The 19,644-nt window shown below is 66.0% G+C and carries 20 protein-coding genes; 8 read left to right on the forward strand and 12 right to left on the reverse strand.

Translation table 11 applies throughout. The annotated features are described in order from the left end of the window. Nucleotides 1-25: 25 nt before the first annotated feature. The 7 genes from panB to AC07S4_RS11160 all read right to left on the reverse strand — a co-directional run bounded on the left by panB (nucleotide 26) and on the right by AC07S4_RS11160 (nucleotide 5,892). The gene (gene panB, locus AC07S4_RS11130; protein WP_494986708.1) at nucleotides 26-925 is read right to left on the reverse strand and encodes a 3-methyl-2-oxobutanoate hydroxymethyltransferase; all 900 of its coding nucleotides are present in this window, start codon (nucleotides 923-925) and stop codon (nucleotides 26-28) included. Nucleotides 926-1,044: 119 nt separating this feature from the next. Further along, a complete protein-coding gene (locus AC07S4_RS11135; RefSeq protein ID WP_494986709.1) occupies nucleotides 1,045-1,380 on the reverse strand; it encodes a DMT family protein in 336 nt (111 codons plus the stop codon). Between the two features lie 4 nt (nucleotides 1,381-1,384). Beyond that, nucleotides 1,385-1,861 (reverse strand): 2-amino-4-hydroxy-6-hydroxymethyldihydropteridine diphosphokinase, encoded by a 477-nt coding sequence (gene folK / locus AC07S4_RS11140; protein WP_494986710.1) that lies wholly within the window; start codon nucleotides 1,859-1,861, stop codon nucleotides 1,385-1,387. Nucleotides 1,862-1,878: 17 nt separating this feature from the next. Further along, nucleotides 1,879-3,441, reverse strand: a complete 1,563-nt coding sequence (gene pcnB / locus AC07S4_RS11145) for a polynucleotide adenylyltransferase PcnB (protein WP_494986711.1) — start codon at nucleotides 3,439-3,441, stop codon at nucleotides 1,879-1,881. Further along, on the reverse strand, nucleotides 3,434-4,105 hold the full coding sequence (locus AC07S4_RS11150) for a histidinol-phosphatase (RefSeq protein ID WP_228893916.1): 672 nt from the start codon (nucleotides 4,103-4,105) through the stop codon (nucleotides 3,434-3,436). The genes pcnB and AC07S4_RS11150 overlap by 8 nt, the downstream gene beginning before the upstream one ends. Beyond that, nucleotides 4,105-4,773 carry a DnaA regulatory inactivator Hda gene (hda, locus tag AC07S4_RS11155; RefSeq protein ID WP_494986712.1) on the reverse strand — a complete coding sequence of 223 codons (669 nt, stop codon included), beginning with the start codon at nucleotides 4,771-4,773 and terminating at the stop codon, nucleotides 4,105-4,107. The genes AC07S4_RS11150 and hda overlap by 1 nt, the downstream gene beginning before the upstream one ends. Before the next feature lie 36 nt (nucleotides 4,774-4,809). Beyond that, nucleotides 4,810-5,892 carry an AI-2E family transporter gene (locus tag AC07S4_RS11160; RefSeq protein WP_494986713.1) on the reverse strand — a complete coding sequence of 361 codons (1,083 nt, stop codon included), beginning with the start codon at nucleotides 5,890-5,892 and terminating at the stop codon, nucleotides 4,810-4,812. 138 nt (nucleotides 5,893-6,030) lie between these two features. On the opposite strand from AC07S4_RS11160, the gene purM reads away from it, so the two are divergent. The 4 genes from purM to AC07S4_RS11180 all read left to right on the forward strand — a co-directional run bounded on the left by purM (nucleotide 6,031) and on the right by AC07S4_RS11180 (nucleotide 8,629). Continuing rightward, nucleotides 6,031-7,074 (forward strand): phosphoribosylformylglycinamidine cyclo-ligase, encoded by a 1,044-nt coding sequence (gene purM, locus AC07S4_RS11165; protein WP_494986714.1) that lies wholly within the window; start codon nucleotides 6,031-6,033, stop codon nucleotides 7,072-7,074. Between the two features lie 277 nt (nucleotides 7,075-7,351). Then, nucleotides 7,352-7,570: a hypothetical protein gene (locus tag AC07S4_RS11170; protein ID WP_494986715.1), complete on the forward strand. Its 219-nt coding sequence runs from the start codon at nucleotides 7,352-7,354 to the stop codon at nucleotides 7,568-7,570. Between the two features lie 67 nt (nucleotides 7,571-7,637). After that, entirely contained in the window at nucleotides 7,638-8,159 is a 522-nt protein-coding gene (locus AC07S4_RS11175) for a hypothetical protein (protein ID WP_494986716.1), read from the forward strand. An 80-nt stretch (nucleotides 8,160-8,239) separates the two neighbouring features. Continuing rightward, nucleotides 8,240-8,629, forward strand: coding sequence for a hypothetical protein (locus AC07S4_RS11180; protein WP_494986717.1), 390 nt, complete (start codon nucleotides 8,240-8,242; stop codon nucleotides 8,627-8,629). Here AC07S4_RS11180 and AC07S4_RS11185 read toward each other — a convergent pair. Continuing rightward, nucleotides 8,626-9,540, reverse strand: a complete 915-nt coding sequence (locus AC07S4_RS11185) for a LysR family transcriptional regulator (protein WP_494986718.1) — start codon at nucleotides 9,538-9,540, stop codon at nucleotides 8,626-8,628. The genes AC07S4_RS11180 and AC07S4_RS11185 overlap by 4 nt on opposite strands. A 126-nt stretch (nucleotides 9,541-9,666) precedes the next feature. Here AC07S4_RS11185 and AC07S4_RS11190 point away from each other — a divergent pair, with 126 nt between their 5' ends. Genes AC07S4_RS11190 through AC07S4_RS11200 form a run of 3 tightly spaced genes read left to right on the forward strand, consistent with a single transcriptional unit; the run spans nucleotide 9,667 to nucleotide 11,323 of the window. Continuing rightward, nucleotides 9,667-10,407, forward strand: a complete 741-nt coding sequence (locus AC07S4_RS11190) for an SDR family NAD(P)-dependent oxidoreductase (RefSeq protein WP_494986719.1) — start codon at nucleotides 9,667-9,669, stop codon at nucleotides 10,405-10,407. A gap of 32 nt (nucleotides 10,408-10,439) precedes the next feature. Then, nucleotides 10,440-10,679 carry a tautomerase family protein gene (locus tag AC07S4_RS11195; RefSeq protein WP_494986720.1) on the forward strand — a complete coding sequence of 80 codons (240 nt, stop codon included), beginning with the start codon at nucleotides 10,440-10,442 and terminating at the stop codon, nucleotides 10,677-10,679. Further along, nucleotides 10,676-11,323 (forward strand): DsbA family protein, encoded by a 648-nt coding sequence (locus tag AC07S4_RS11200; protein WP_494986721.1) that lies wholly within the window; start codon nucleotides 10,676-10,678, stop codon nucleotides 11,321-11,323. Before AC07S4_RS11195 ends, AC07S4_RS11200 begins: the two co-directional genes overlap by 4 nt. Before the next feature lie 18 nt (nucleotides 11,324-11,341). Here AC07S4_RS11200 and AC07S4_RS11205 read toward each other — a convergent pair whose 3' ends face one another. Genes AC07S4_RS11205 through AC07S4_RS11220 form a run of 4 tightly spaced genes read right to left on the reverse strand, consistent with a single transcriptional unit; the run spans nucleotide 11,342 to nucleotide 18,677 of the window. Then, the gene (locus AC07S4_RS11205) at nucleotides 11,342-12,562 is read right to left on the reverse strand and encodes a 6-phosphofructokinase (RefSeq protein ID WP_494986722.1); all 1,221 of its coding nucleotides are present in this window, start codon (nucleotides 12,560-12,562) and stop codon (nucleotides 11,342-11,344) included. Between the two features lie 42 nt (nucleotides 12,563-12,604). Then, nucleotides 12,605-14,599: an alpha/beta hydrolase family protein gene (locus tag AC07S4_RS11210; protein ID WP_494986723.1), complete on the reverse strand. Its 1,995-nt coding sequence runs from the start codon at nucleotides 14,597-14,599 to the stop codon at nucleotides 12,605-12,607. Further along, a complete protein-coding gene (locus AC07S4_RS11215) occupies nucleotides 14,599-16,644 on the reverse strand; it encodes an alpha/beta hydrolase family protein (protein ID WP_494986724.1) in 2,046 nt (681 codons plus the stop codon). Before AC07S4_RS11215 ends, AC07S4_RS11210 begins: the two co-directional genes overlap by 1 nt. Before the next feature lie 20 nt (nucleotides 16,645-16,664). Beyond that, on the reverse strand, nucleotides 16,665-18,677 hold the full coding sequence (locus tag AC07S4_RS11220) for a S9 family peptidase (RefSeq protein ID WP_494986725.1): 2,013 nt from the start codon (nucleotides 18,675-18,677) through the stop codon (nucleotides 16,665-16,667). Nucleotides 18,678-18,846: 169 nt separating this feature from the next. Here AC07S4_RS11220 and AC07S4_RS11225 point away from each other — a divergent pair, with 169 nt between their 5' ends. Further along, entirely contained in the window at nucleotides 18,847-19,641 is a 795-nt protein-coding gene (locus AC07S4_RS11225) for a hypothetical protein (RefSeq protein ID WP_494986726.1), read from the forward strand. The last annotated feature ends 3 nt before the right edge of the window (nucleotides 19,642-19,644 follow it).

A 19,644-nucleotide genomic window follows, 5' to 3' on the forward strand; every position in this document is an offset into this window, starting at 1 on the left:
AAGCGCTAACCCGCCATTCCCGCGATCAGAAGCAGTGTTCCGGTGCCGGGAACGAGCCGTCTTTAACGGCGGCGACGTAAGCGCTGACCGCCGCATCAATGCTGGTCTGCCCATCCATAAAGTTCTTCACGAAGCGCGCTTTGCGGCCCGGGAACACGCCCAGCAGGTCGTGCATCACCAGCACCTGGCCCGAGCAGTCCGGACCCGCGCCGATGCCGATGGTCGGCATGGTCAGCAGCTCGGTCACTTCCTTGCCCAGCTGCGTGGGAATCGCCTCCAGCACCACCATCGCCGCGCCGGCTGCCTGCAGCTTCAGCGCATCGGCCTTCAGCAGCTCCGCGCTCTCGGTGGTCTTGCCCTGCACCTTGTAGCCGCCCAGCTGGTGCACCGACTGCGGCGTCAGGCCCAGGTGCGCGCAGACGGGAACCGAGCGCTCGGTGAGGAATTTCACGGTCTCGGCCAGCCACGCGCCGCCCTCGATCTTCACCATGTGCGCGCCGGCCTGCATCAGCTTGACCGCGTTGTCGAAGGCCTGTTGCGGGTTGGCGTAGGTGCCGAAGGGCATATCGGCCAGCACCAGCGCCGACTTGTTGCCGCGCGCGACAGCCTTGGTGTGGTAGGCCACTTCGTCCAGCGTCACCGGCAGCGTCGAATCCAGGCCGTTGCACACCATGCCCAGCGAATCGCCGATCAGCAGCACTTCCACGCCGCAGCGGTCCATCAGCGAAGCGAAGCTGGCGTCATAGCAGGTCAGCATGGTGATCTTGTCGCCGGCGGCCTTGCGCGCGTTCAGCGCGGGCATGGTGACCGCTTTCTGCGCCACGGGTTTCGCCGCAGCGGCGGCCGGAGCCGCGGCAGGAGTGGCGCCAGCGGCCGGCACAGGAGTGCTGCCCGCCATTTCGTTACCTTGCAAATAACCAGACATGGGATTCCTCAAATAGTGTGACCAGGATGGCGCCAGTGTAATCCCGGGCGCCAGACCGCGTATTCTACCCGCGAACGAACTTTCTTTTCATCGTGGGAAACCGAAATAGACGGCGGCCACTATTTGCCGACAAACAGGAAAGCCACGGCCGCCATGATGCAGCCGAACGCCGCCAGGTGCCGCCAGCTCACCGGTTCGCCGAGCACGGTCACCATGAAGATGCCGAACACGATCAGCGCTATCGCCTCCTGCGTCACCTTCAGCTGCCCGGCGCTCCAGCCGCTGGCAAAGCCGATTCGGTTGGCCGGCACCGCCAGGCAGTACTCCACGAACGCGATGGCCCAGCTGATCATGATGACCATGAACAGCGGCTTGTTCATCCCGCCCTTCAAGTGCCAGTACCAAGCGACAGTCATGAAAATATTGGAGGCGGCGAGGAGCAGGAGTGTTTGCATGGATTTATAGCCTGGTGATGCCCTGGCCGGCGACGGCGGATTCGAAGCAGGCGGCGCGCAGGCGGCCGGGGATGTTGATGCTGCGGTCGATTTCCAGCAAAGGGATGATGACGAAGGCGCGCTCGCACATGCGCGGGTGCGGCACTTGCAGCGTTGGTGTTTTGATTTCCTGCTGGCCGTAGAGCAGCACGTCCAGGTCCAGGGTGCGCGGAGCGTTGCGGTAGGGACGTTCGCGGCCGTGCGCCAGTTCGATGCCTTGCAGCGCTTGCAGCAGTTCTTCCGCGCCCAGCTCCGTTTCCAGGCAGGCCACGGCGTTGATGTAGTCGTCGCCGCTGGAGTCGATCGGGGCGGTGCGGTACAGCGAGGAGACGGCGCTCACCGTGCAGCCGGGCAGGGCGCGCAGGCGCGCGATGGCGTCCTGCACGTTGGCCTGCGCGTCACCCAGGTTGGCGCCGATGCCGATGTAGGCGGTGGTGCTCATGCTATTCAATACCGCGTTCATTCGCCGCTATTGCCGCCATTGCCGCCGCCGTTGCCCGAGTCCGAGCCTGCGGGGGCGCGGTTGCGGGGAGGGCGCGGAGCGCGCGCGCGTGGCGGACGCGGTTCGCGCGGCGCCGGTGCGCCTTCAGCGCCGCCGCCTGCCGGTCCGGCTTCGGCGTAGCCGCTGCCGGACTGGCCGTAGCCTGCGTCGCCGCTGCCGCCTTCATCGCCGCCGCCTTCGCCCTTGTTGCGGCCGCCTCGGCGCGGTGGACGCTTGCGCTTGGCGCCGCCCGCTGCGCCGCCGCTCTGGCTCAGGCCTGCAACCAGCTGTTCGCGTTCGGTTTCGTCGCCGTCGTAGAAGGCGGTCCACCATTCGCCCAGTTCGGCGTCGATCTCGCCGGAGGCGCAGCGCAGCAGCAGGAAGTCGTAGCCGGCGCGGAAGCGCAGGTGCTCCAGCAGCTTGTAGGGGTTCTTGCCGGTGCGGCGCTCGAAGCGCGGCTGCATCGACCAGATGTCGCGCATGTCGGAGCCGATCTTGCGCTGCAGGGCCAGCTTCTCGGTCTGCGAATCGAGCACTTCGTCCGCAGCCAGGTGCAGCGCGGGAATCGGGAATTCGCCGGCGGCCTTGTAGGCGTTCCACTTCTCCAGCACCTGGTGCCACAGCAGCGACGCGAACAGGAAGCCCGGCGAGACGGTCTTGCCGGCGTGGATGCGGCGGTCGGTCGAATCCAGCGCCAGCGTGACGAACTTCACGCCCAGCGGCTGTTCCAGCACCACGTCCAGCAGCGGCAGCAGGCCGTGGTGCAGGCCTTCCTTGCGCAGCTGCTGCAAGCAGGCCAGCGCGTGGCCGGACATGAGCAGCTTGAGCATCTCGTCGAACACGCGCGCCGGCGGTACGTTGTCGATCAGCGGCGCCATCACGGTGATCGGCTCGCGCGTGCCCGGCTCGATCTGGAAGCCCAGCTTGGCGGCGAAGCGCGTCACGCGCAGCATGCGCACCGGGTCTTCGCGGTAGCGCGCTTCCGGTACGCCGATGATGCGCAGCGTCTTGGCGCGGATGTCCTCGATGCCGCCGTGGTAGTCCCACACTTCCTCGTTGGCCGGGTTGTAGTACATGGCGTTGATGGTGAAGTCGCGCCGTTCGGCGTCCTCCGCCATGGTGCCGAAGGTGTTGTCGCGCAGGACGCGGCCGTGTTCATCCTTGGGCGCGTTCTCGATCGACGGGCCGCGGAAGGTGGTCACCTCCAGCAGGTCCTGGCCGAACATCACGTGCACGATCTGGAAGCGCTTGCCGATGATGAAGGCGCGCCGGAACAGGCGCTTGACCTGCTCGGGCGTGGCGTCGGTGGCGATGTCGAAGTCTTTCGGCTTCACGCCCAGCAGCAGGTCGCGCACGGCGCCGCCGACCACGAAGGCCTGGTAGCCCGCGTCCTGCAGGGTGCTGGTCACGCGCACGGCGTTGGAGGACAGCAGGCGCGGCTCGATGCCGTGCTGCTGGGCGCCCAGGATGACCGGCACGCTGGTGTCGCGTACCGGAGTTTCTTTGACGCCGAGGATTTTGCGGATCAATTTCTTAATCATTGAATATATTTATCGTTGGCCAGCCTTTTTCGGCGGCGTGGCTGGTCAGTGCGGCGTTCGGATTGGTGGCCACCGGGTGGGTGACGACCGACATCAGCGGAATGTCGTTGTGCGAGTCGCTGTAGAAGTGGACCGTCTCGAAGTCTTCCAGGCGCTTGCCCAGTTTCTCGAGCCAGGCCTTGGTGTGCACCACCTTGCCGGCGCCCTGGGTGGGCGTGCCCACCAGTTTGCCGGTGATGCTGCCGTCGGCCGCCACTTCCGGCATGGCCGCGATCAGGTGCTCGATGCCTAGCGCGGCGGCGATGGGCGCGGTGACGAAATGGTTGGTGGCCGTGACGATGGCCACCAGGTCGCCCTGGTCCAGGTGCTTTTGCAGCAGCGCGCGCGCCGACGGGCGGATCGCCGGGGCGATCACTTCGCGCATGAACTGGGCGTGCATCTCGTCGAGCTTGGCGCGCGGGAAGCCGGCCAGGGTGCCGAGCGAGAACTCCAGGTATTCCACCGGGTCCAGCGTGCCGGCCTGGTACTGGGCAAAGAAAGCCTGGTTGCGGGCCGCGAAGGCTTGCGCGTCGACGGCGCCGATGCGGCACAGGAATTGGCCCCATTCGTAATCCGAATCGATGGGCAGCAGGGTGTGGTCGAGGTCAAACAGGGCCAGGTTCATCATTCTTTCGCTTCCGCCTGCAGCCATTCACGCAGCAGCGGCAGGGTAATAGGACGTTGGGTTTCAAGGGAATACTGGTCCAGCGCGTCCAGCATTTCCGACAGCGAGCGCATGTCGCGCCGGTAGTGGGACAGCAAATAGGGTAACACGCCGGGCGACAGCGTCAACCCGCGGGCCGCCGCCGCCGTGGTCAATGCGGCAATCTTTTCATCGTCGGTCAGGCCGTGCAGGCGGTAGATCAGGCCCCAGCCCATGCGCGTGCGCAGGTCCTCGCGCACCGGCAGCACGGCCGGCGCCACCGCGCCGCTGCACACCATGAAGGCGTTGTTGGCGCGGATCTCGTTGAACAGGGCGAAGGCGTCGATCTGCGCCAGCGGCGACAGCTTTTCGCAGTCGTCCAGCAGGTACAGGTCCACTTCCGGCGAGTACACGAATTCCGACTCGATCGAGAACGGCGAGATGTAGCGCGCGCGTTCGCAGGCGCCCAGCGCCTTCAGGATATGGGTTTTCCCCGCGCCGCCGTCGCCCCACAGGTAGGCGAAGTGTTCGCGCGAAGTGCGGCCGGCGAACTCGCGCATCAGCGCGGCCACCTCGGCGTTTTGACCCACTTCGAAGGAATCGAGGGTGAGCACAGGCTCGGCGCCTAAATCCAGCACCAGTTGCTTCATGGCTCGCGCCCCACAGTTTGCAAATTCGTCTTCACACTACGCATTATAAAAGCTGCTGCGCAAGTAGTGGCCGCGAAGATGCTTGAAGGCCACCATCAGGATGGCCGAGGCGGGCAGCGCCAGCAGCACGCCGACAAAGCCGAACAGCTGGCCGAAGGCCAGCAGCGCGAAGATCACCGCCAGCGGATTGAGGCCGATGCGCTCGCCCACCAGGCGCGGCGTGAGGAAAAAGCCCTCGATCACCTGGCCGGCGCCGTAGATCACGGCCACCGCCACCACGCCGCTCCAGTCGGTGAACTGCAGCACGGCGGCGATCAGGGCCAGCACCAGGCCCAGGCCGAAGCCCAGGTAGGGGATGAACACCAGCAGGCCGGTCAGGATGCCGACCGGCAGCGCCACGTCGAAGCCGGCGATGGCCAGGCAGCTCGAGTAGTACACCGCCAGCACCACCATCACCAGCAGCTGGCCGCGCAGGTACTGCGCCAGCAGCGTATCGACTTCCTCGGCCATGGCCACGGTGGCGCCGATATAGCGGCGCGGCACGGCGCCGGCGATGCGGGCCAGCATGGGGTGCCAGTCCAGCAGCAGGTAGAACAGCAGCACCGGCACCAGCACCACGGTGGCGATCCAGCCCAGCACCGCCGTGCCGCCCACGCGCGCCGAGGCCAGCACGGCGGCCCAGATCTCGTCGCCGCTGCTCACCATCTGCTGCGACACCAGCTTTTTGATGCCGGCGCTGTCGAGCTGCACCTTGATGCCCATTTCGCGCAGGCGCGGTCCCAGCAGGTCGTTGGCCTTGGCCAGGAAGGCGGGGATCTGCGCCTGCAGCAGCGGGATCTCGGTCTGCAGCACCGGCACCACGATCAGCACCAGCGACAGGATGGCGCACAGGAACAGCAGCACCACGACGACCACCGCCAGCGGGCGCGGCACGTCGAAGCGACCCAGGCGCAGATGGTCGATGCGGTCCACGCCCGGATTGAGCGCGTAGGCGATGATGGCCGCCGCCAGGAACGGCGTCAGGATGGGGCCCAGCGCCACCAGCAGCACGCCCAATGCCAGCCACAATGCTACCCAGAATGCCGTTTGTTTTTGTTCGACCGAGAGGGGAAATGGCATGTGGGGAAGATGTTTTTCTTAAAAACGGCAGGTTGACGGGGCATTTTGATAAAATAGCGGACTTGCCGGGTTTTGCGTCAGATTGCACGAATTCCGGCCACCGCCTTCTATTTTACCGCCTCCGCTGCGAAATACACCATGAGCCAAACTTCTAATGTTTCCCTGTCCTACCGTGACGCCGGCGTCGATATCGACGCGGGTGACGCTTTAGTCGATGCGATCAAGCCGTTTGCCAAGCGCACCATGCGCGAAGGCGTGATGGCCGGCATCGGCGGCTTCGGCGCGCTGTTCGAGATCAGCAAGAAGTACAAAGAGCCGGTGCTGGTGTCCGGCACGGACGGCGTGGGCACCAAGCTCAAGCTGGCTTTCGAGCTGAACCGCCATGACACCGTGGGCATCGACCTGGTGGCCATGAGCGTGAACGACATCCTGGTGCAGGGCGCCGAGCCGCTGTTCTTCCTGGACTACTTCGCGTGCGGCAAGCTGGACGTGGCGCAGGCGACCGACGTCATCAAGGGCATCGCCCTGGGCTGCGAGCAGTCCGGCGCGGCGCTGATCGGCGGCGAAACCGCCGAGATGCCGAGCATGTACCCGGCCGGCGAATACGACCTGGCCGGTTTCGCGGTGGGCGTGGTGGAGAAAGCCAACATCATCGACGGCAAGAAGATCACCCCGGGCGACGTGGTGCTGGGCCTGGCCTCGTCGGGCGTGCACTCGAACGGCTATTCGCTGGTGCGCAAGATCATCGAAGTGGCCAAGCCGGACCTGGAAGGCGACTTCCACGGCCGCAAGCTGGCCGACGTGCTGATGGAGCCGACCCGCATCTACGTCAAGCCCCTGCTGGCGCTGATGGCGGCGATGGAAGTCAAAGGCCTGGTGCACATCACCGGCGGCGGCCTGGTGGAAAACATCCCGCGCGTGCTGCAGCCCGGCCTGACCTGCGAGCTGGACGGCAAATCGTGGACCCTGCCGCCGCTGTTCCAGTGGCTGCAGCAGCACGGCGGCGTGGCCGACGCGGAAATGCACCGCGTGTTCAACTGCGGCATCGGCATGACGGTGATCGTCTCGGCCGAGAACGCGGACGCCGCGATGGCCCAGCTGCAAGCGGCCGGCGAGACCGTCTACCGCATCGGCGCCATCCGCGCCTCGGCGGAAGGCGAACACCAGTGCGTGGTGGTGTAATGCGCGCCGCGCGGACCTGATCCGCGCCAGCAGGAAAAAAAGCGGACCATGCCCCGGCATCGTCCGCTTTTGTCATTTTTGGGGCCAGGATGAATGCGATCCCGGAGCAGGAAGTAGTCGAAACGCTGCGGTCGGCCTTGCCCTGGCTGCTGACCGTATACGCGTTCGGCAGCCGGGTTCAGGGCACAGCAGCGCTCCAGTCGCTTGCGTAATCGCATAACGTGCTGCCTAACTAAACCGGATACTGATGACTCATCCTGATTTATAGGGGAGCGTCATGATTGACACCGATGAATTTTCCAAAGCATTGCGAGCGAATGCGCGTTTAGTCAGCCGGGGGCAATGTGCCAAGTATCTGCGCCTTGCGTTGGCCGCTGGGGGCGTGAATACGCAAGGACATCCCAGCACTGCGAAAAGCTATGGTCCGCTGCTTGGATTCTGGCCCGGGCCAGTTTATCGGAAGGAGAAGCCTGCTTATGTGGTCTACCGTCCTTAAGCTGGCACTCATCTGCCTATGCTGCGTATCCTCGCCATACTCTTGGGGCAGGGCAGCCCCGCCGCGCATGCTGCGGGAACCATTGCTGGGGTTGCAGTATGATCGTATGGTGGTCCACTTTGTTTCCTTGCCGACGGAATTGCGGGCGCGATGCCCGACCTTGGCGGATACAGAAAACATGCAAGGGAACTGGTACATTTATGGCCAGGCAGCCAGCAGTGCCGGCGATGGCTACTACGTCGCCGGGGGCTATTCCGTGCGCGCGCATCCTCGTCCCCCGGAACTGCCGGAGTTTGAACTGGACGGCGGCGGTGTGATCTTTATGATTCGCGACGGAGAATGCAAGGTGTTCGAAGAGGCGGCGCGCACGATGTTCGAGCCCTTCCTTGCGGACGAAATTCCAGCTGATGTATTGCTGGCATTGGCTCAGGATCACATCATGCGTCTGGCGGAAGCATTTGGCGGGCGTGAGCGGTTAAAGGCCGCAGTGCGCTCCCAGAAGGTAGCGATTGCTCGATTGCCCAAGGTGTTGCGCCAGGCCTATCAGCGTTTTCTCTTCGAAGAGCGCCTGCCCGACGCCGTGCGTTAAGGCTGCGCGGCACGGCGCGGGAGCTAATTTTCGGTGTAGACTTCAGTTCGACCAAGTCTTACTCTCTCCAGGAGGAACTGATGAACGTTGATACCTTGTCGCGCCGCTGGTTTCTTTGCGCCATCTCCTACTTCGTTGCCGGCATCAGCCTGGGCGTGTACATGGGCGCCAGCCAGGACCACACGCTCTACCCGGTGCACGCCCACATCAACCTGCTGGGCTGGGCCTCCATGGCCCTGACGGGCCTGCTGTACCGGGTGTTCCCGGCGGCGGCCCAGTCCGCGCTGGCGCGCTGGCACTTCTGGCTGTTCCAGGCCGGCGTGCCGGTGCTGCTGGCGGCGGTGACCGCCATCCACCTTGGCCACAAAGAGTATGGCCCGGCCGCCGGCGTCTCGTCGATCGCGGTGCTGGTCTCGGTGCTGCTGTTCTGGTGGGCCATCTTCTCGGCGCGCGGCAGCAAGATGTCCTAGCGCTTCCCCAGCCGCGCCGTCATGAAATCGACAAAGGCGCGCACCCGCAGCGACAAGTGGCGCGCGTGCGGGTACAGCAGGATGAAGGGCCGCGAGGTGCCGCCGAACTGCGGCAGCAGCTCCACCAGCGTGCCGTCCGCCAGGTCGCGCTCGACGATGTAGCGGTAGGTCTGCACCAGCCCCGCGCCCGCGCGCGCCAGCGTCACGATGCCCAGCACGTCCTCGGCGCAGGTGTAGCCGCCGCTGGTCATCACGTCGATCTGCTGGCCGTCCACCTTGAACTGCCACGGAATCTTGCGTCCGCTGCTGGGCAGGTCGAACTGCATGCATTCGTGCCGGTGCAAATCGTCCAGCGAGGCCGGCGCGCCGGCCTGCTTCAGGTAGGCCGGCGCCGCCACCAGCACCAGTTCCGCGTCCTCCAGCTTGCGCGCAATCAGCGATGAATCGGCCGGGTCGCGCCCGCGCACCACCATGTCGTAGCTTTCCTCGGCAAAGTCGATATTGCGGTTGCTGATGTGGACCTGCACCGTCACGTCCGGATACTGCGCGCGGAAGGCCGGCAGCAGCGGCAGCAGCCGGTAGTGGCCGTAGGGCGTGGGCACGCTGATGCGCAGTGGCCCGGCCGGCGTCTGCTGTGCGCCCGTCACTTCGCGCTCGGCTTCCAGCAGCTGGTCCAGCGCGGCGCGGCACTGCTCGTAGTAGCGCTTGCCGCCGTCGGTCAGCCGGATCTGGCGCGTGGTGCGCACGAACAGGCGCACGCCCAGCCGCTCCTCCAGCCGCGCAATCGAGCGGCTCACCGCCGCCGGCGTCACGCCGCTCTGGTTGGCCGCCGCCGTAAAACTGCCCAGCTCCGCCGCCTGGCAGAACAGCTCTATCGTGCCGAGCTGCATTTCGTCGAAATTTCTCTGCATACATTACACCATGTATTAAGTCATGTTCCATATTAGCCATTTATTGGCTCGGATGGAATAAGTAAAGTGAGATCCATGCCGCAGACAAACCCAGCGGTCACCCACACAACTGAACTGGAGCACATTATGAACACCAGCAAAACCGTCATCGTTACCGGCGCCTCGAGCGGCATCGGCTTCGCCATCGCCAAAGCCTACCTGGCGCGCGGCTACAACGTGGTTGGCAACGCCCGCAGCGCCGATGGCCTGCAGACCGCCGCCGCCCAGCTGGGCAACCCGGCCAACTTCCTGCAAGTGCCCGGCGACATCGCGCTGGCCTCCACCGCTGCGGCCCTGTTCGAGCAGGCCATTGCCGCCTTCGGCAAGGTCGACATCCTGATCAACAATGCCGGCATCTTCCTGCCCAAGGCCGTGGCCGACTACACCGAGGAAGAAGTGAACACCATCGTGGGCACCAACCTGCTGGGCTTCTTCTATCCATCCCAGCAGGCGGCGCGCCACATGAGCGCCAACAAGGCCGGCCACATCGTCACCATCACCGCCAGCATCGCCGAGCAGCCCAACGCCAAGGTCAACGCGCTGCTGCCCATCCTGATCAAGGGCGGCCTGAACCACGCCACGCGCGGCCTGGCCATTGAACTGGCCGGCTCCAATGTGCAGGTCAACGCGGTGGCGCCAGGCATCATCCGCACCCCGATGCACGGCACCGACGAGGGCACGCAGAACTTCCTGAAAGGCCTGTCGCCCGCCAACCGCGTCGGCGAGACCGACGACATCGTCAACGCCGTGCTCTACCTGACCGACTCGTCCTTCGTCAGCGGCACCGTGGCCGTGGTCGACGGCGGCGCAGCGGCCGGCACCTGGTAAGCCAATTCACCCACCCATCAAGGAGAATCACCATGCCATACGTAAATATCCGCATCACCAAGGAAGGCGCCACCTCCGAGCAGAAACTGGAGCTGATCGAAGGCGTGACCGACCTGCTGCAGCGCGTGCTGAACAAGAACCCGGCCACCACCTTCGTCATCATCGACGAAGTGGAGATGGACAGTTGGGGTGTGAACCGCGAAAACGTCGTCACCATGCGCAAGCGCGAAGCGGCGGCCCGCGCGGCGGCCAAGCTGGGGGACAAGTCATGAAACTGGTCTTCGCAGGCGACCCGATGTGCTCGTGGTGCTACGGCTTCGGCAAGGAGCTGGCGGCGCTGACCGAGCGCCACCCCGAGCTGGAGCTGCAGATCCTGGTGGGCGGCGTGCGCGCCGGCGCCACCGATCTGCTGGACGAGACCGGCAAGCAGTTCCGCCTGGGCCACTGGGCCCGGGTGGAGCAGGCCAGCGGCCTGCCGTTCAACCGCGCCGCCTTCCTGGCGCGCGAGAACTTCGTCTACGACACCGAACCGGTGTGCCGCGCGGTAGTGGCGGCGCGCCGCCTGGCGCCGCAGGCGGACCAGCTGGCCGTGTTCCGCGCCCTGCAGCACGCCTTCTACGTGGACGGCCTGGACACCACCGACGGCGCGGTGCTGGCCGGCGTGGCGGCGGCGGCGCTGGCCAGGGACGGCCATGCGGTATCGGCGGCAGCCTTGCTGGAGGAGTGGAACAGCGCGGCGGCGATCGCCGTCACGGCGGCCGAGTTCACGCAGGTGCGCGCGCTGGGCATCCGCAGCTTCCCGGCGCTGCTGCTGGACACCGGCGACGGCCTGTACGAAGTCAGCCCCGGCTACGCCGCCGTGGGGAAACTGGAGCAGCAGCTGCAAGAGATATTGCAGGCCCGTAGGGCGGCTTAGGCGCGCGCGCCGTTCCGCCTAACCCGCCCTACGCAGTATCTTGGGCACCGGCGCCGGGCGCAAACGGAACGCGTCCGGCATGCCGGAGCCGAGCAGGGGGCGCAGGTACATGCGGAAGGCGTCCGTCACGCCGGTGCCGCTGGCGGTGATGAACTCGTCCTCCATGGTGCGCGTCTTGCCGGCCACCGCATCCAGCGGCAGCAGTTCGTAGTCGGCCGAGTAGTAGCCGGTGCGCTTGATGGCCACCGAGCCGCAGCGGTCGCCCCACATGGCGAACTGCACCGCCTTTTCGCCCACTTCGCGCGCCTCGCGCTGGTCCACGTCGGACACGCAGCCGATAAAGGAGCGCTGCAGGTAGCCGAAGGTGTCGCCGCGCACGCGCTTGATGCCCAGCTTGGCCTTGATCTCGTCGCACAGCAGGTCGGCCAGCGCGCCGGTGCCGGACAGCTGCACATTGCCGTGCGCATCGCGCTCCACTTCCTTCGCCAGCAGCGAGGCGATGGCCTCGCCGGAGGCGTCGTGTATGCCTTCGGACACCGCGATCACGCAGCGCCCGTACTGCGCGTAGGCGGCCTTCACGTCCGCCAGGAACTGCTCCAGCGAGAACACGCGCTCGGGCAGGTAGATCAAATGCGGGCCGTCGTCGGGGAACTTCTTGCCCAGCGCGGAGGCGGCGGTCAGGAAGCCGGCGTGCCGGCCCATCACCACGCCCACGTAGACGCCGGGCAGGGAGGCGTTGTCCAGGTTGGCCCCGGCGAAGGCCTGCGCCACGAAGCGCGCGGCGGACGGGAAGCCGGGCGTGTGGTCGCTGCCCACCAGGTCGTTGTCTATGGTCTTGGGGATGTGGATGCAGCGCAGCGGATAGCCGGCCGCCTTGGCGCGCTCGCTGACGATGCGCACCGTGTCGGACGAGTCGTTGCCGCCGATGTAGAAGAAGTGTTCAATCTCGTGCGCGCGCAGCACCTCGAAGATCTGCTCGCAGTAGGCGGCGTCCGGCTTGTCGCGCGTGGAGCCGAGCGCGGACGAGGGCGTGGCGGCCACCATTTCCAGGTTGTGGCTGGTTTCCTGGGTCAGGTCGACGAAGTCCTCGTTGATAATGCCGCGCACCCCGTGCAGTGCGCCGTACACCCGCGTGACGTGGCGGAAGCGGCGCGCCTCGAGCACCACGCCCACCAGCGACTGGTTGATGACGGCGGTGGGACCGCCTCCCTGTGCGACCAGAATTTTTCCCGACGGCATGCGCATCTCCTTGTGAGTGGACTGCCGCCAGCTTACTCCGATTTATTTGGCCGTGGGGCCGATATGGCGATCCAGGAAAACCTCCACCCGGCCCCAGAAATCAACACGGTTTTTCGGCAGCGACCAGCCATGGCCTTCATCGTCGTAGATCACCAGTTCCACGTCCGGATTCGTGGGCTTGACGGCGTTGTAGAAGTCCTTGCTGTGCTGGATGGGAACGCGCTTGTCGGCGCTGCCGTGCGCCAGCAGTATGGGCTGGCGGATGCGGGAAGCCTGCTTGAGCGGCGACGTGGCGGCGAACTGCGCGGCGTCCTTGACCGGGTCGCCCACCCGTTCCGGTATGCCGTACTGGCGGTAGGTGTCGGACTGGTCGGAGATGGCGCTGTTGCCTTCCGTGGCCATCAAGGTCAGGTCCGACACGCCGGCCCAGCTCACGCCGCAGCGGTACAGATCCGGCGTCTTGAGCAGGCCCATCAGTGTGGCGTAGCCTCCGTAGCTGGAGCCGGCGATGCAGATACGTTTCGGATCGGCATAGCCCTGCGCAATGGCCCACTTGGTGGCGTCTGCCACGTCGTCCTGCATGGCCAGGCCCCATTGCTTCCAGCCGCTCATGGCGTGGCGCGCGCCGAAGCCGGTGCTGCCGCGGAATTCCGGTTCCAGCACGGCGTAGCCGCGCGAGGCCAGGAATTGCGCTTCCGGGTTCCAGCGCCACTCGCCGCCGCGCACGAAAGGTCCGCCGTGCACCAGCACCACCATGGGCAGTTGCTTGCCGCCGCCCTTGGGCAGCGTCAGCCACGCCGGCACCGTCAGGCCATCCCGCGCCTTGAAACGGTGCAGGTCCAGCTGCGCCATCTGGGCGGGGTCGATGGCCGGATTGCGGCTGCCGATCTTGCTCAGCGCCTTGGTCTCTGTGTTGTAGACCAGGTAGGCGGTGGGCTGCTTGTCCGAATAGGAGGTGACCAGCACCCAAGCCGCTTCAGGCCGCAGCGGCGGCGTGACCAGGTTGGCCGTGTCGGGCAGCAGGGCGTCCACGGCCTTTTGCACGGCCGCCATGGCCGGGTCCAGCCATACCATGGCGCGGGCGTCGGAAAGCAGCTCGACGCCTGCCAGGCGGTTGTTGCGGTACACCAGCTCGCCCGAAAAATCGTAGTCGGCCAGGCCGACCATGGCGTCCTTCTCCAGCGTGCCTTTGGCCAGGTTGAACACGTACAGGCTGCGCTTGTCGGAGCGGCCCTGGCTGCTCACATACATCTGCCCTTCGGCGCCGAAGCCCAGCGGCATGAAGTTGCCCGGCGCGTTGGCGTAGGCCGGGAAGGTGACCAGGGGGCGCCAGCTGTCCTTGTCCGGGTCGAGATACTGGACGGTCAGCTTGCCTTCCTCCTGTGTCAAGGCCGCGCGCGGCAGGCCGCGCTGGTCCAGCACCCAGTGTTGCACTTCGCCCGGCCGGTTCAGCGTGCCCACCGCGCCGGTCACCGTGTTCAGCTTTTGCAGGTCGAAGCTGCGCGTTTCGTTGCGCACCTCGTTCCAGTTGGCGCGCATGACATAGATGGAGTCCGAATCCTGCGCACCTTCCTGCTCCAGCATATAGGTGTTGGCCGGCAGGATGCGCGACTTGATATTGGTCTGCGAGGTGTCGCGCGCGTACCAGGCGCGCTCGGCCAGCTGCCGCAGGTCGCTGCCGTCGCGGTTGGCCGCGTACAGGCCGGGCGCGTAGCGGCGGTCACCCGGCGCCACCTGGTTGTCCACTGTGTCGAAGGCCAGGCGGCGGTTGTTCACCCACTGGAAATGGCCTATGTCTACATCCGAGAAGCGCGCCACGCCGCTGACGGCGCTGCTGGCCAGGTCCACTACGGCCAGGCCGTCGCGTTCATTGTTGTTGCTGATGCGCACAGCCAGATAGCGCCCGTTGGGCGACAGCTTGGCGGCGCTGAAGTTGGGGTTGCCAAAGAAGCTGTCTATTGCTGGCAGGGCGGCCTGGGCCAGGCCAGCCAGCAGGCCGAGTGAGATTGCCGCCACAGCACGCAGGCGTCGATGCATTATTTTTCTCCTTGAGATGAGCCGATATGTTTATTGAGGAAACGTTCCACCCGGGTCCAGAAGTCGTAGCGGTTTTTCTGCAGCACCCAGCCGTGGCCTTCCTCCTCGTATTCCACCCACTCGACCTGGCGGTTGGTCTTCTGCACTGCATCGCGGAACTTTTTGCCGTGGTAGAGGGGGACGCGCATGTCCGAGCCGCCGTAGGCCAGCAGCAGCGGCTGCGTGATGCGGGCCGCCTGCTCCAGCGGCGAGGTGGCCTTGAGCTGCTCGGCGTCCTTCTCCAGGTCGCCCACCAGGTGCGGCATGCCGTACTGCTTCCACGCGTCCGGCAGGTCGGACTGGAAGCTCCAGTGGCCGGTGTACATCAGCCGGATGTCGGTGACGCCGGCCCAGTCCACCCCGCACTGGTACAGCTCGGGATTATTGACCAGCCCCATCAGCGTGGCGTAGCCGCCGTAGCTGGCGCCGGCGATGCAGACGCGCTTGCCGTCGGCGATGCCCTGCGCGATGGCCCAGCGCGTGCCGTCGGCGATGTCGTCCTGCATCTTCAGGCCCCATTGCTTCCAGCCGGCCTTGAAGTGCGCTTCGCCGAAGCCGGTGCTGCCGCGGTATTCCGGCTCCAGCACGGCGTAGCCGCGCGAGGCCAGGAATTGCGCGTCCGGGCGCCAGCCCCATTGGCCGCCGCGCACGTAAGGGCCGCCATGCACCAGCACCACCATGGGCAGGTTTTTGTCCTTGCCGTGCGGCAGCGTCAGCCAGGCGGGAATGTTCAGGCCGTCGCGCGCGGCGTAGGTCACCAGATCCTGCTTGCCCATCTGCGCGGGCTGGATCTGCGGGCGCGACGCGCCGATCTTGCTGAGCTGCCGGGTGGCGCTGTTGTACAGCATGAACACGCGCGGCTGCACGTCCGAATACGATTCCACCAGCAGGTTGGGCGTTTCCGGGCGGGACGGCGGGGTCAGCAGGTTGAGGGTGTTGGGCAGCAGCTTGTCGACCTCCTGCTGGATGGCCTGCATGGCCGGGTCCAGCCAGCGCGTGCCTTGCGCGTCGGCCAGGTAGCGCACGCCCAGCAGCTTGTCCTGGCTCATGATGAGGCGGCCGCTGAAGTCGTAGTGCTCCAGCTCCACCAGCGGCTGCGGATTGATCTTGCCGCTCGCTAGGTCGTAGCTGTGCACGGCCGATTTATCGCGGTAGGCGCTGGTCACCACGTACAGCGTGCCGTCCGGCGCGAAGGCCAGCGGACGGAACGAGCCCTTGCCGCCGGTGAACTGGCCGAACGAGGCCAGCTCGCGCCAGGCGCCGCTGGCCGGGTCGCGGTAGTGCACCGAACTGCGGCCGCCTTCCACCACGGTGGCCAGGCGCGGCTCGCCCTTGCTGTCGAGCAGCCATTCATGTGTGTCGCCGGGCCGCTTGAGGGTGGTGCTGTAGCCGGTCTTGGTGTTGAGCTGCAGCAGGTCGGCATATTCCATCTGGCCGGGGCCGGTGATCTTTCTGCTGATGACGTAGACCTGGTCGCTGTCCTGCGTGCCGCGCTGGCCCAGCATATAAGTGTGCCAGGGCAGCAGGCGCTGCGACTGCACCGCGTGCGCGTCGCCGCGGCGGCTGGCCAGCTGGCGGAACTGGCTGCCGTCGCGGTTGACCGCGTACATGCCGGGACCGTAGCGCGCGTCGCCCACGCCGACCTGCATGTCGACGGTGTCGAACAGCAGGCGCTCGTCGTTGACCCAGGCGAACTGGCCCACGTCGGTGTCGTGGAAGCTGGCCACCGACTGCGCCGAATTGTTGGACAGGTCGACCACCGCCAGCCGCTCGCGCCCGTTGGGGCTGGCCAGCTTGGCCGCCAGGTAGCGTCCGCTGGGCGACAGCTGCACTGTGCTGAATTGCGGATTGCTGAAGAAATCCTGCACCGGCGGCAGCGCGGCCGGGGCGGTGGCCGGCGTTGCGGCCGCAGCCGCGTCGGCCGCGTGCGCGCCGGAGCAGGGCAGCGCGCCCAGCGCGGCCAGCAGGGCTACGGCGGAGGTGATCGTGCGTTGCAGTCCTTGCATGGATGCTCCAGTGAGGTGTCTCAAGGTTGCGCGCCGATGTGGCGGTTCAGGAACTTCTCCACCCGCGTCCAGAAGTCGATGCGGTTCTTCGGCAGCGACCAGCCGTGGCCTTCGCCCTGGTAGACCACCAGTTCCACATCCGGGTTGTGGGCCTTGACGGCCGCGTAGAAGCTGCGCCCGTGCGGGATCGGCACGCGGCGGTCCTCGTCGCCGTAGGCCATCAGCAGCGGCTGCTTGATGCGCGCGGCCAGGTTGACCGGGGAGGTGTCGGCCAGCTGCTGCGCGTCCTGCACCGGATCGCCCACCAGCTGCGGCAGGCCGTATTGCTTCCACTGGGCGCTCATGTCGGACTGGAAGCTCCAGTGGTCCTTGTACATCAGCGCCAGGTCGGTCACGCCCGCCCATTCCACGCCGCATTTGAACAGCTCGGGATTGCGTGCCAGGCCCATCAAGGTGGCGTAGCCGCCGTAGCTGGCGCCGGCGATGCAGATGCGCTGCGGATCGGCGTAGCCCTGCGCGATGGCCCATTTGGCCGCGTCGGCGATGTCGTCCTGCATGGCCAGGCCCCATTGCTTCCAGCCGGCGCGGAAGTGGCGCGCGCCAAAGCCGGTGCTGCCGCGGAATTCCGGCTGCAGCACCGCGTAGCCGCGCGAGGCCAGGAACTGCGCCTGCGCGTCCCAGCCCCATTCGGAGCCGCGCAGGAAGGGCCCGCCGTGCACCAGCACCACCATGGGCAGCTTCTTGCCCGCGCCGCTGGGCAAGGTCAGCCAGGCGGGTATGGTCAGGCCGTCGCGCGCCTTGATCTGCACCATGTCCTGCTGGCCCATGGCGGCCGGGTCGATATTGGCGTGCGCGGCGCCCAGCTTGCCCAGCTCCTGCGTGTCGGCGTTGTAGAGGTAGTAGGTTTTGGGCTGGCGGTCCGAATACGCGGTCACCAGCATCCACGGCGTGGCCGGGCGCAGCGCCGGGCGCACCAGGTTGACCGTGCCTTGCAGCTTGGCGTCGACGATCTTCTGCACCGCCTTCATGCGCTCGTCCAGCCACACCGTGCTGCGCGCGTCCGACAGCACTTCCAGGCCGACGATCTTGCCGCCGCTGTAGATCATCTCGCCTTCATAGTCGTAGTCCGCCAGCGACACCACCGGCTCGGCGGCGAGCTGGCCCTTGGCCGTGTCGTAGAGATAGAGCGCGTCCTTGTCCTTGCCGGCGCGGCTGCTCACGTACAGCTTGCCTTCCGAACTCATGCCCACCGGCCAGAAGGCATTGGGCGCGTTGCCGTAGGACGGGAAGCTGGCCAGCTGGCGCCAGGCCTTGGTGGCGGGGTCGAGCAGGTGCACGCTGGAGGTGCCATCCTTGTCCGACATGGCAATGCGCGGCGTGCCGTCCGCGTCCAGCAGCCAGTCCAGCACCTTGGCCGGGCGCTGCACCACGTCCGCCTTGCCGGTGAGGGTGTTCAGGCGCAGCAGGTCGAAGTTTTCCAGGTCCCAGGTGGCCTCGTTCCACTCGGCGCGGCGCACATAGATCGATTCGCTGTCCTGCGCGCCCTGCTGGTCCAGCAGGAAGGTGTTGTAGGGCAGCGAACGCTGCTTGATCATGCTGCCCGTCTCGGAGGCGGGTGTGTAGCTGCGGTCCACCAGCATGCGGTAGCCGCTGCCGTCCACATTGGCGGCGAACATGCCGGGGGCGTTGGTGCGGTCGCCGACGGGCGCCTTGCTGTCGCGCGTGTCGAACACCAGGCGTTCGTGGTTGACCCACTCGAAGTTGTCAATGTCCACGTCGCCGAACTGGGCCACGCCCTTGATGCTGCGGCTGGCCAGGTCGAGCGCGTACAGCGCGGTGCGGCCACCGCCAACGCTGCCCTTGAAGGCCACGTATTTGCCGTCCGGCGACAGTTTGGGATCGCTGAACGCGGGGTTGTCGAAGAAGTGCCCGGCGGGCGGCGCGGCGGCGTGGACCGGGGCGATGCAGGCAGCGCCCAGCAGGGCGGAAACGAGGCAGGCGAGGGCGTTGCGCAGGGGCAGGGAAGTGGTCATATGAATGTTAAATAGGCGAAAAGAACAATTGCAAATTAATCAATTGCCCTACAATAACATTTGTCTTTGGGTTTGCCTAGCATGGCGGTTGAGTTACTCTATTTTGATTAATTAAAACTTGGCGGTCCCGGAGGGAACTTTGCGTAGAAATGCATATGGGCATGGCGCCGTGGTCCTGATGTGGCTAGCGCTTGGCCAGTCTCCCGCGTTGGGACAGGAGCCGCAGCATCCACTCGCGGAAAGCCAGGGCCAGGCCGGGGAAGCCCTGTTCCTGGTCCGCGTGACCGGTTTGCGGGCCGTACCCTGGAAGAGCTACGGCGCCATGCGTGCGGCTGTCTCGGCCTACGAAAAATACAAATCCCTCGCGCCCGACGCGGTATTCAGCTTCGCGGTGATGCCGCCGGCGGGAATGAAGCTCCCGCCCAATTTCGCGCTGCGTGTGCGCACGGAGCAAGGGCAGGAATTCCCGATACGCCTTGAGCATGGCGAGTTGTTCACACTGCCGCTGTTGCCCGGTCTTGAAGGCGAGGCTGACCTGGTAAGCAATTTCAAGGGAGGCCCCTTGCGTATTGGGCTACTCGTGCACACCCGCACGGTATCGCCTGAAAAGCTGCGCCTGGGGGACCTTCGCCTGCGATATGAAATCAACGCCGCCATTGCGATGTTTGACGATCCGGTGCAATACGACCCCCAATGCCGGGGGACGGGGCGCTGGAACCGCTGCAAGCGGCCCAGCAAGATAATTTGGCACCGGCCTTGGGCCGCTACCAGCGGCGCGTGGATAGTCGAGGGGAGCCGGCGCGCGCCCTTGCAAGCCAACGATGATCCCAAGAACCACATGTACCGGATGCCCATCGCGAGTGAGCAGTGGGGCAACGACGCGATTATCGAGTTCGACTACAAGGTTCCGCTGCTGCGTCCACGGGAACTTGTCGAAGCGGCGATCTACAACGCGAACGACTAGCAG

Source organism: Pseudoduganella sp. GW821-FHT05F09 (assembly GCF_059419605.1).

Excerpts from the sequence above, each read along its gene's own strand:
- panB (WP_494986708.1), bottom strand. The coding sequence starts at position 925 with ATGTCTGGTTATTTGCAAGGTAACGAAATGGCGGGCAGCACTCCTGTG.
- AC07S4_RS11220 (WP_494986725.1), bottom strand. The coding sequence starts at position 18,677 with ATGACCACTTCCCTGCCCCTGCGCAACGCCCTCGCCTGCCTCGTTTCC.
- hda (WP_494986712.1), bottom strand. The coding sequence starts at position 4,773 with ATGAAGCAACTGGTGCTGGATTTAGGCGCCGAGCCTGTGCTCACCCTC.
- AC07S4_RS11160 (WP_494986713.1), bottom strand. The coding sequence starts at position 5,892 with ATGCCATTTCCCCTCTCGGTCGAACAAAAACAAACGGCATTCTGGGTA.
- AC07S4_RS11150 (WP_228893916.1), bottom strand. The coding sequence starts at position 4,105 with ATGAACCTGGCCCTGTTTGACCTCGACCACACCCTGCTGCCCATCGAT.
- AC07S4_RS11185 (WP_494986718.1), bottom strand. The coding sequence starts at position 9,540 with ATGCAGAGAAATTTCGACGAAATGCAGCTCGGCACGATAGAGCTGTTC.
- AC07S4_RS11135 (WP_494986709.1), bottom strand. The coding sequence starts at position 1,380 with ATGCAAACACTCCTGCTCCTCGCCGCCTCCAATATTTTCATGACTGTC.
- folK (WP_494986710.1), bottom strand. The coding sequence starts at position 1,861 with ATGAGCACCACCGCCTACATCGGCATCGGCGCCAACCTGGGTGACGCG.
- AC07S4_RS11180 (WP_494986717.1), top strand. The coding sequence starts at position 8,240 with ATGAACGTTGATACCTTGTCGCGCCGCTGGTTTCTTTGCGCCATCTCC.
- AC07S4_RS11175 (WP_494986716.1), top strand. The coding sequence starts at position 7,638 with ATGCTGCGGGAACCATTGCTGGGGTTGCAGTATGATCGTATGGTGGTC.
- AC07S4_RS11210 (WP_494986723.1), bottom strand. The coding sequence starts at position 14,599 with ATGCATCGACGCCTGCGTGCTGTGGCGGCAATCTCACTCGGCCTGCTG.
- AC07S4_RS11200 (WP_494986721.1), top strand. The coding sequence starts at position 10,676 with ATGAAACTGGTCTTCGCAGGCGACCCGATGTGCTCGTGGTGCTACGGC.
- purM (WP_494986714.1), top strand. The coding sequence starts at position 6,031 with ATGAGCCAAACTTCTAATGTTTCCCTGTCCTACCGTGACGCCGGCGTC.
- AC07S4_RS11190 (WP_494986719.1), top strand. The coding sequence starts at position 9,667 with ATGAACACCAGCAAAACCGTCATCGTTACCGGCGCCTCGAGCGGCATC.
- AC07S4_RS11195 (WP_494986720.1), top strand. The coding sequence starts at position 10,440 with ATGCCATACGTAAATATCCGCATCACCAAGGAAGGCGCCACCTCCGAG.
- AC07S4_RS11215 (WP_494986724.1), bottom strand. The coding sequence starts at position 16,644 with ATGCAAGGACTGCAACGCACGATCACCTCCGCCGTAGCCCTGCTGGCC.
- pcnB (WP_494986711.1), bottom strand. The coding sequence starts at position 3,441 with ATGATTAAGAAATTGATCCGCAAAATCCTCGGCGTCAAAGAAACTCCG.
- AC07S4_RS11205 (WP_494986722.1), bottom strand. The coding sequence starts at position 12,562 with ATGCCGTCGGGAAAAATTCTGGTCGCACAGGGAGGCGGTCCCACCGCC.
- AC07S4_RS11170 (WP_494986715.1), top strand. The coding sequence starts at position 7,352 with ATGATTGACACCGATGAATTTTCCAAAGCATTGCGAGCGAATGCGCGT.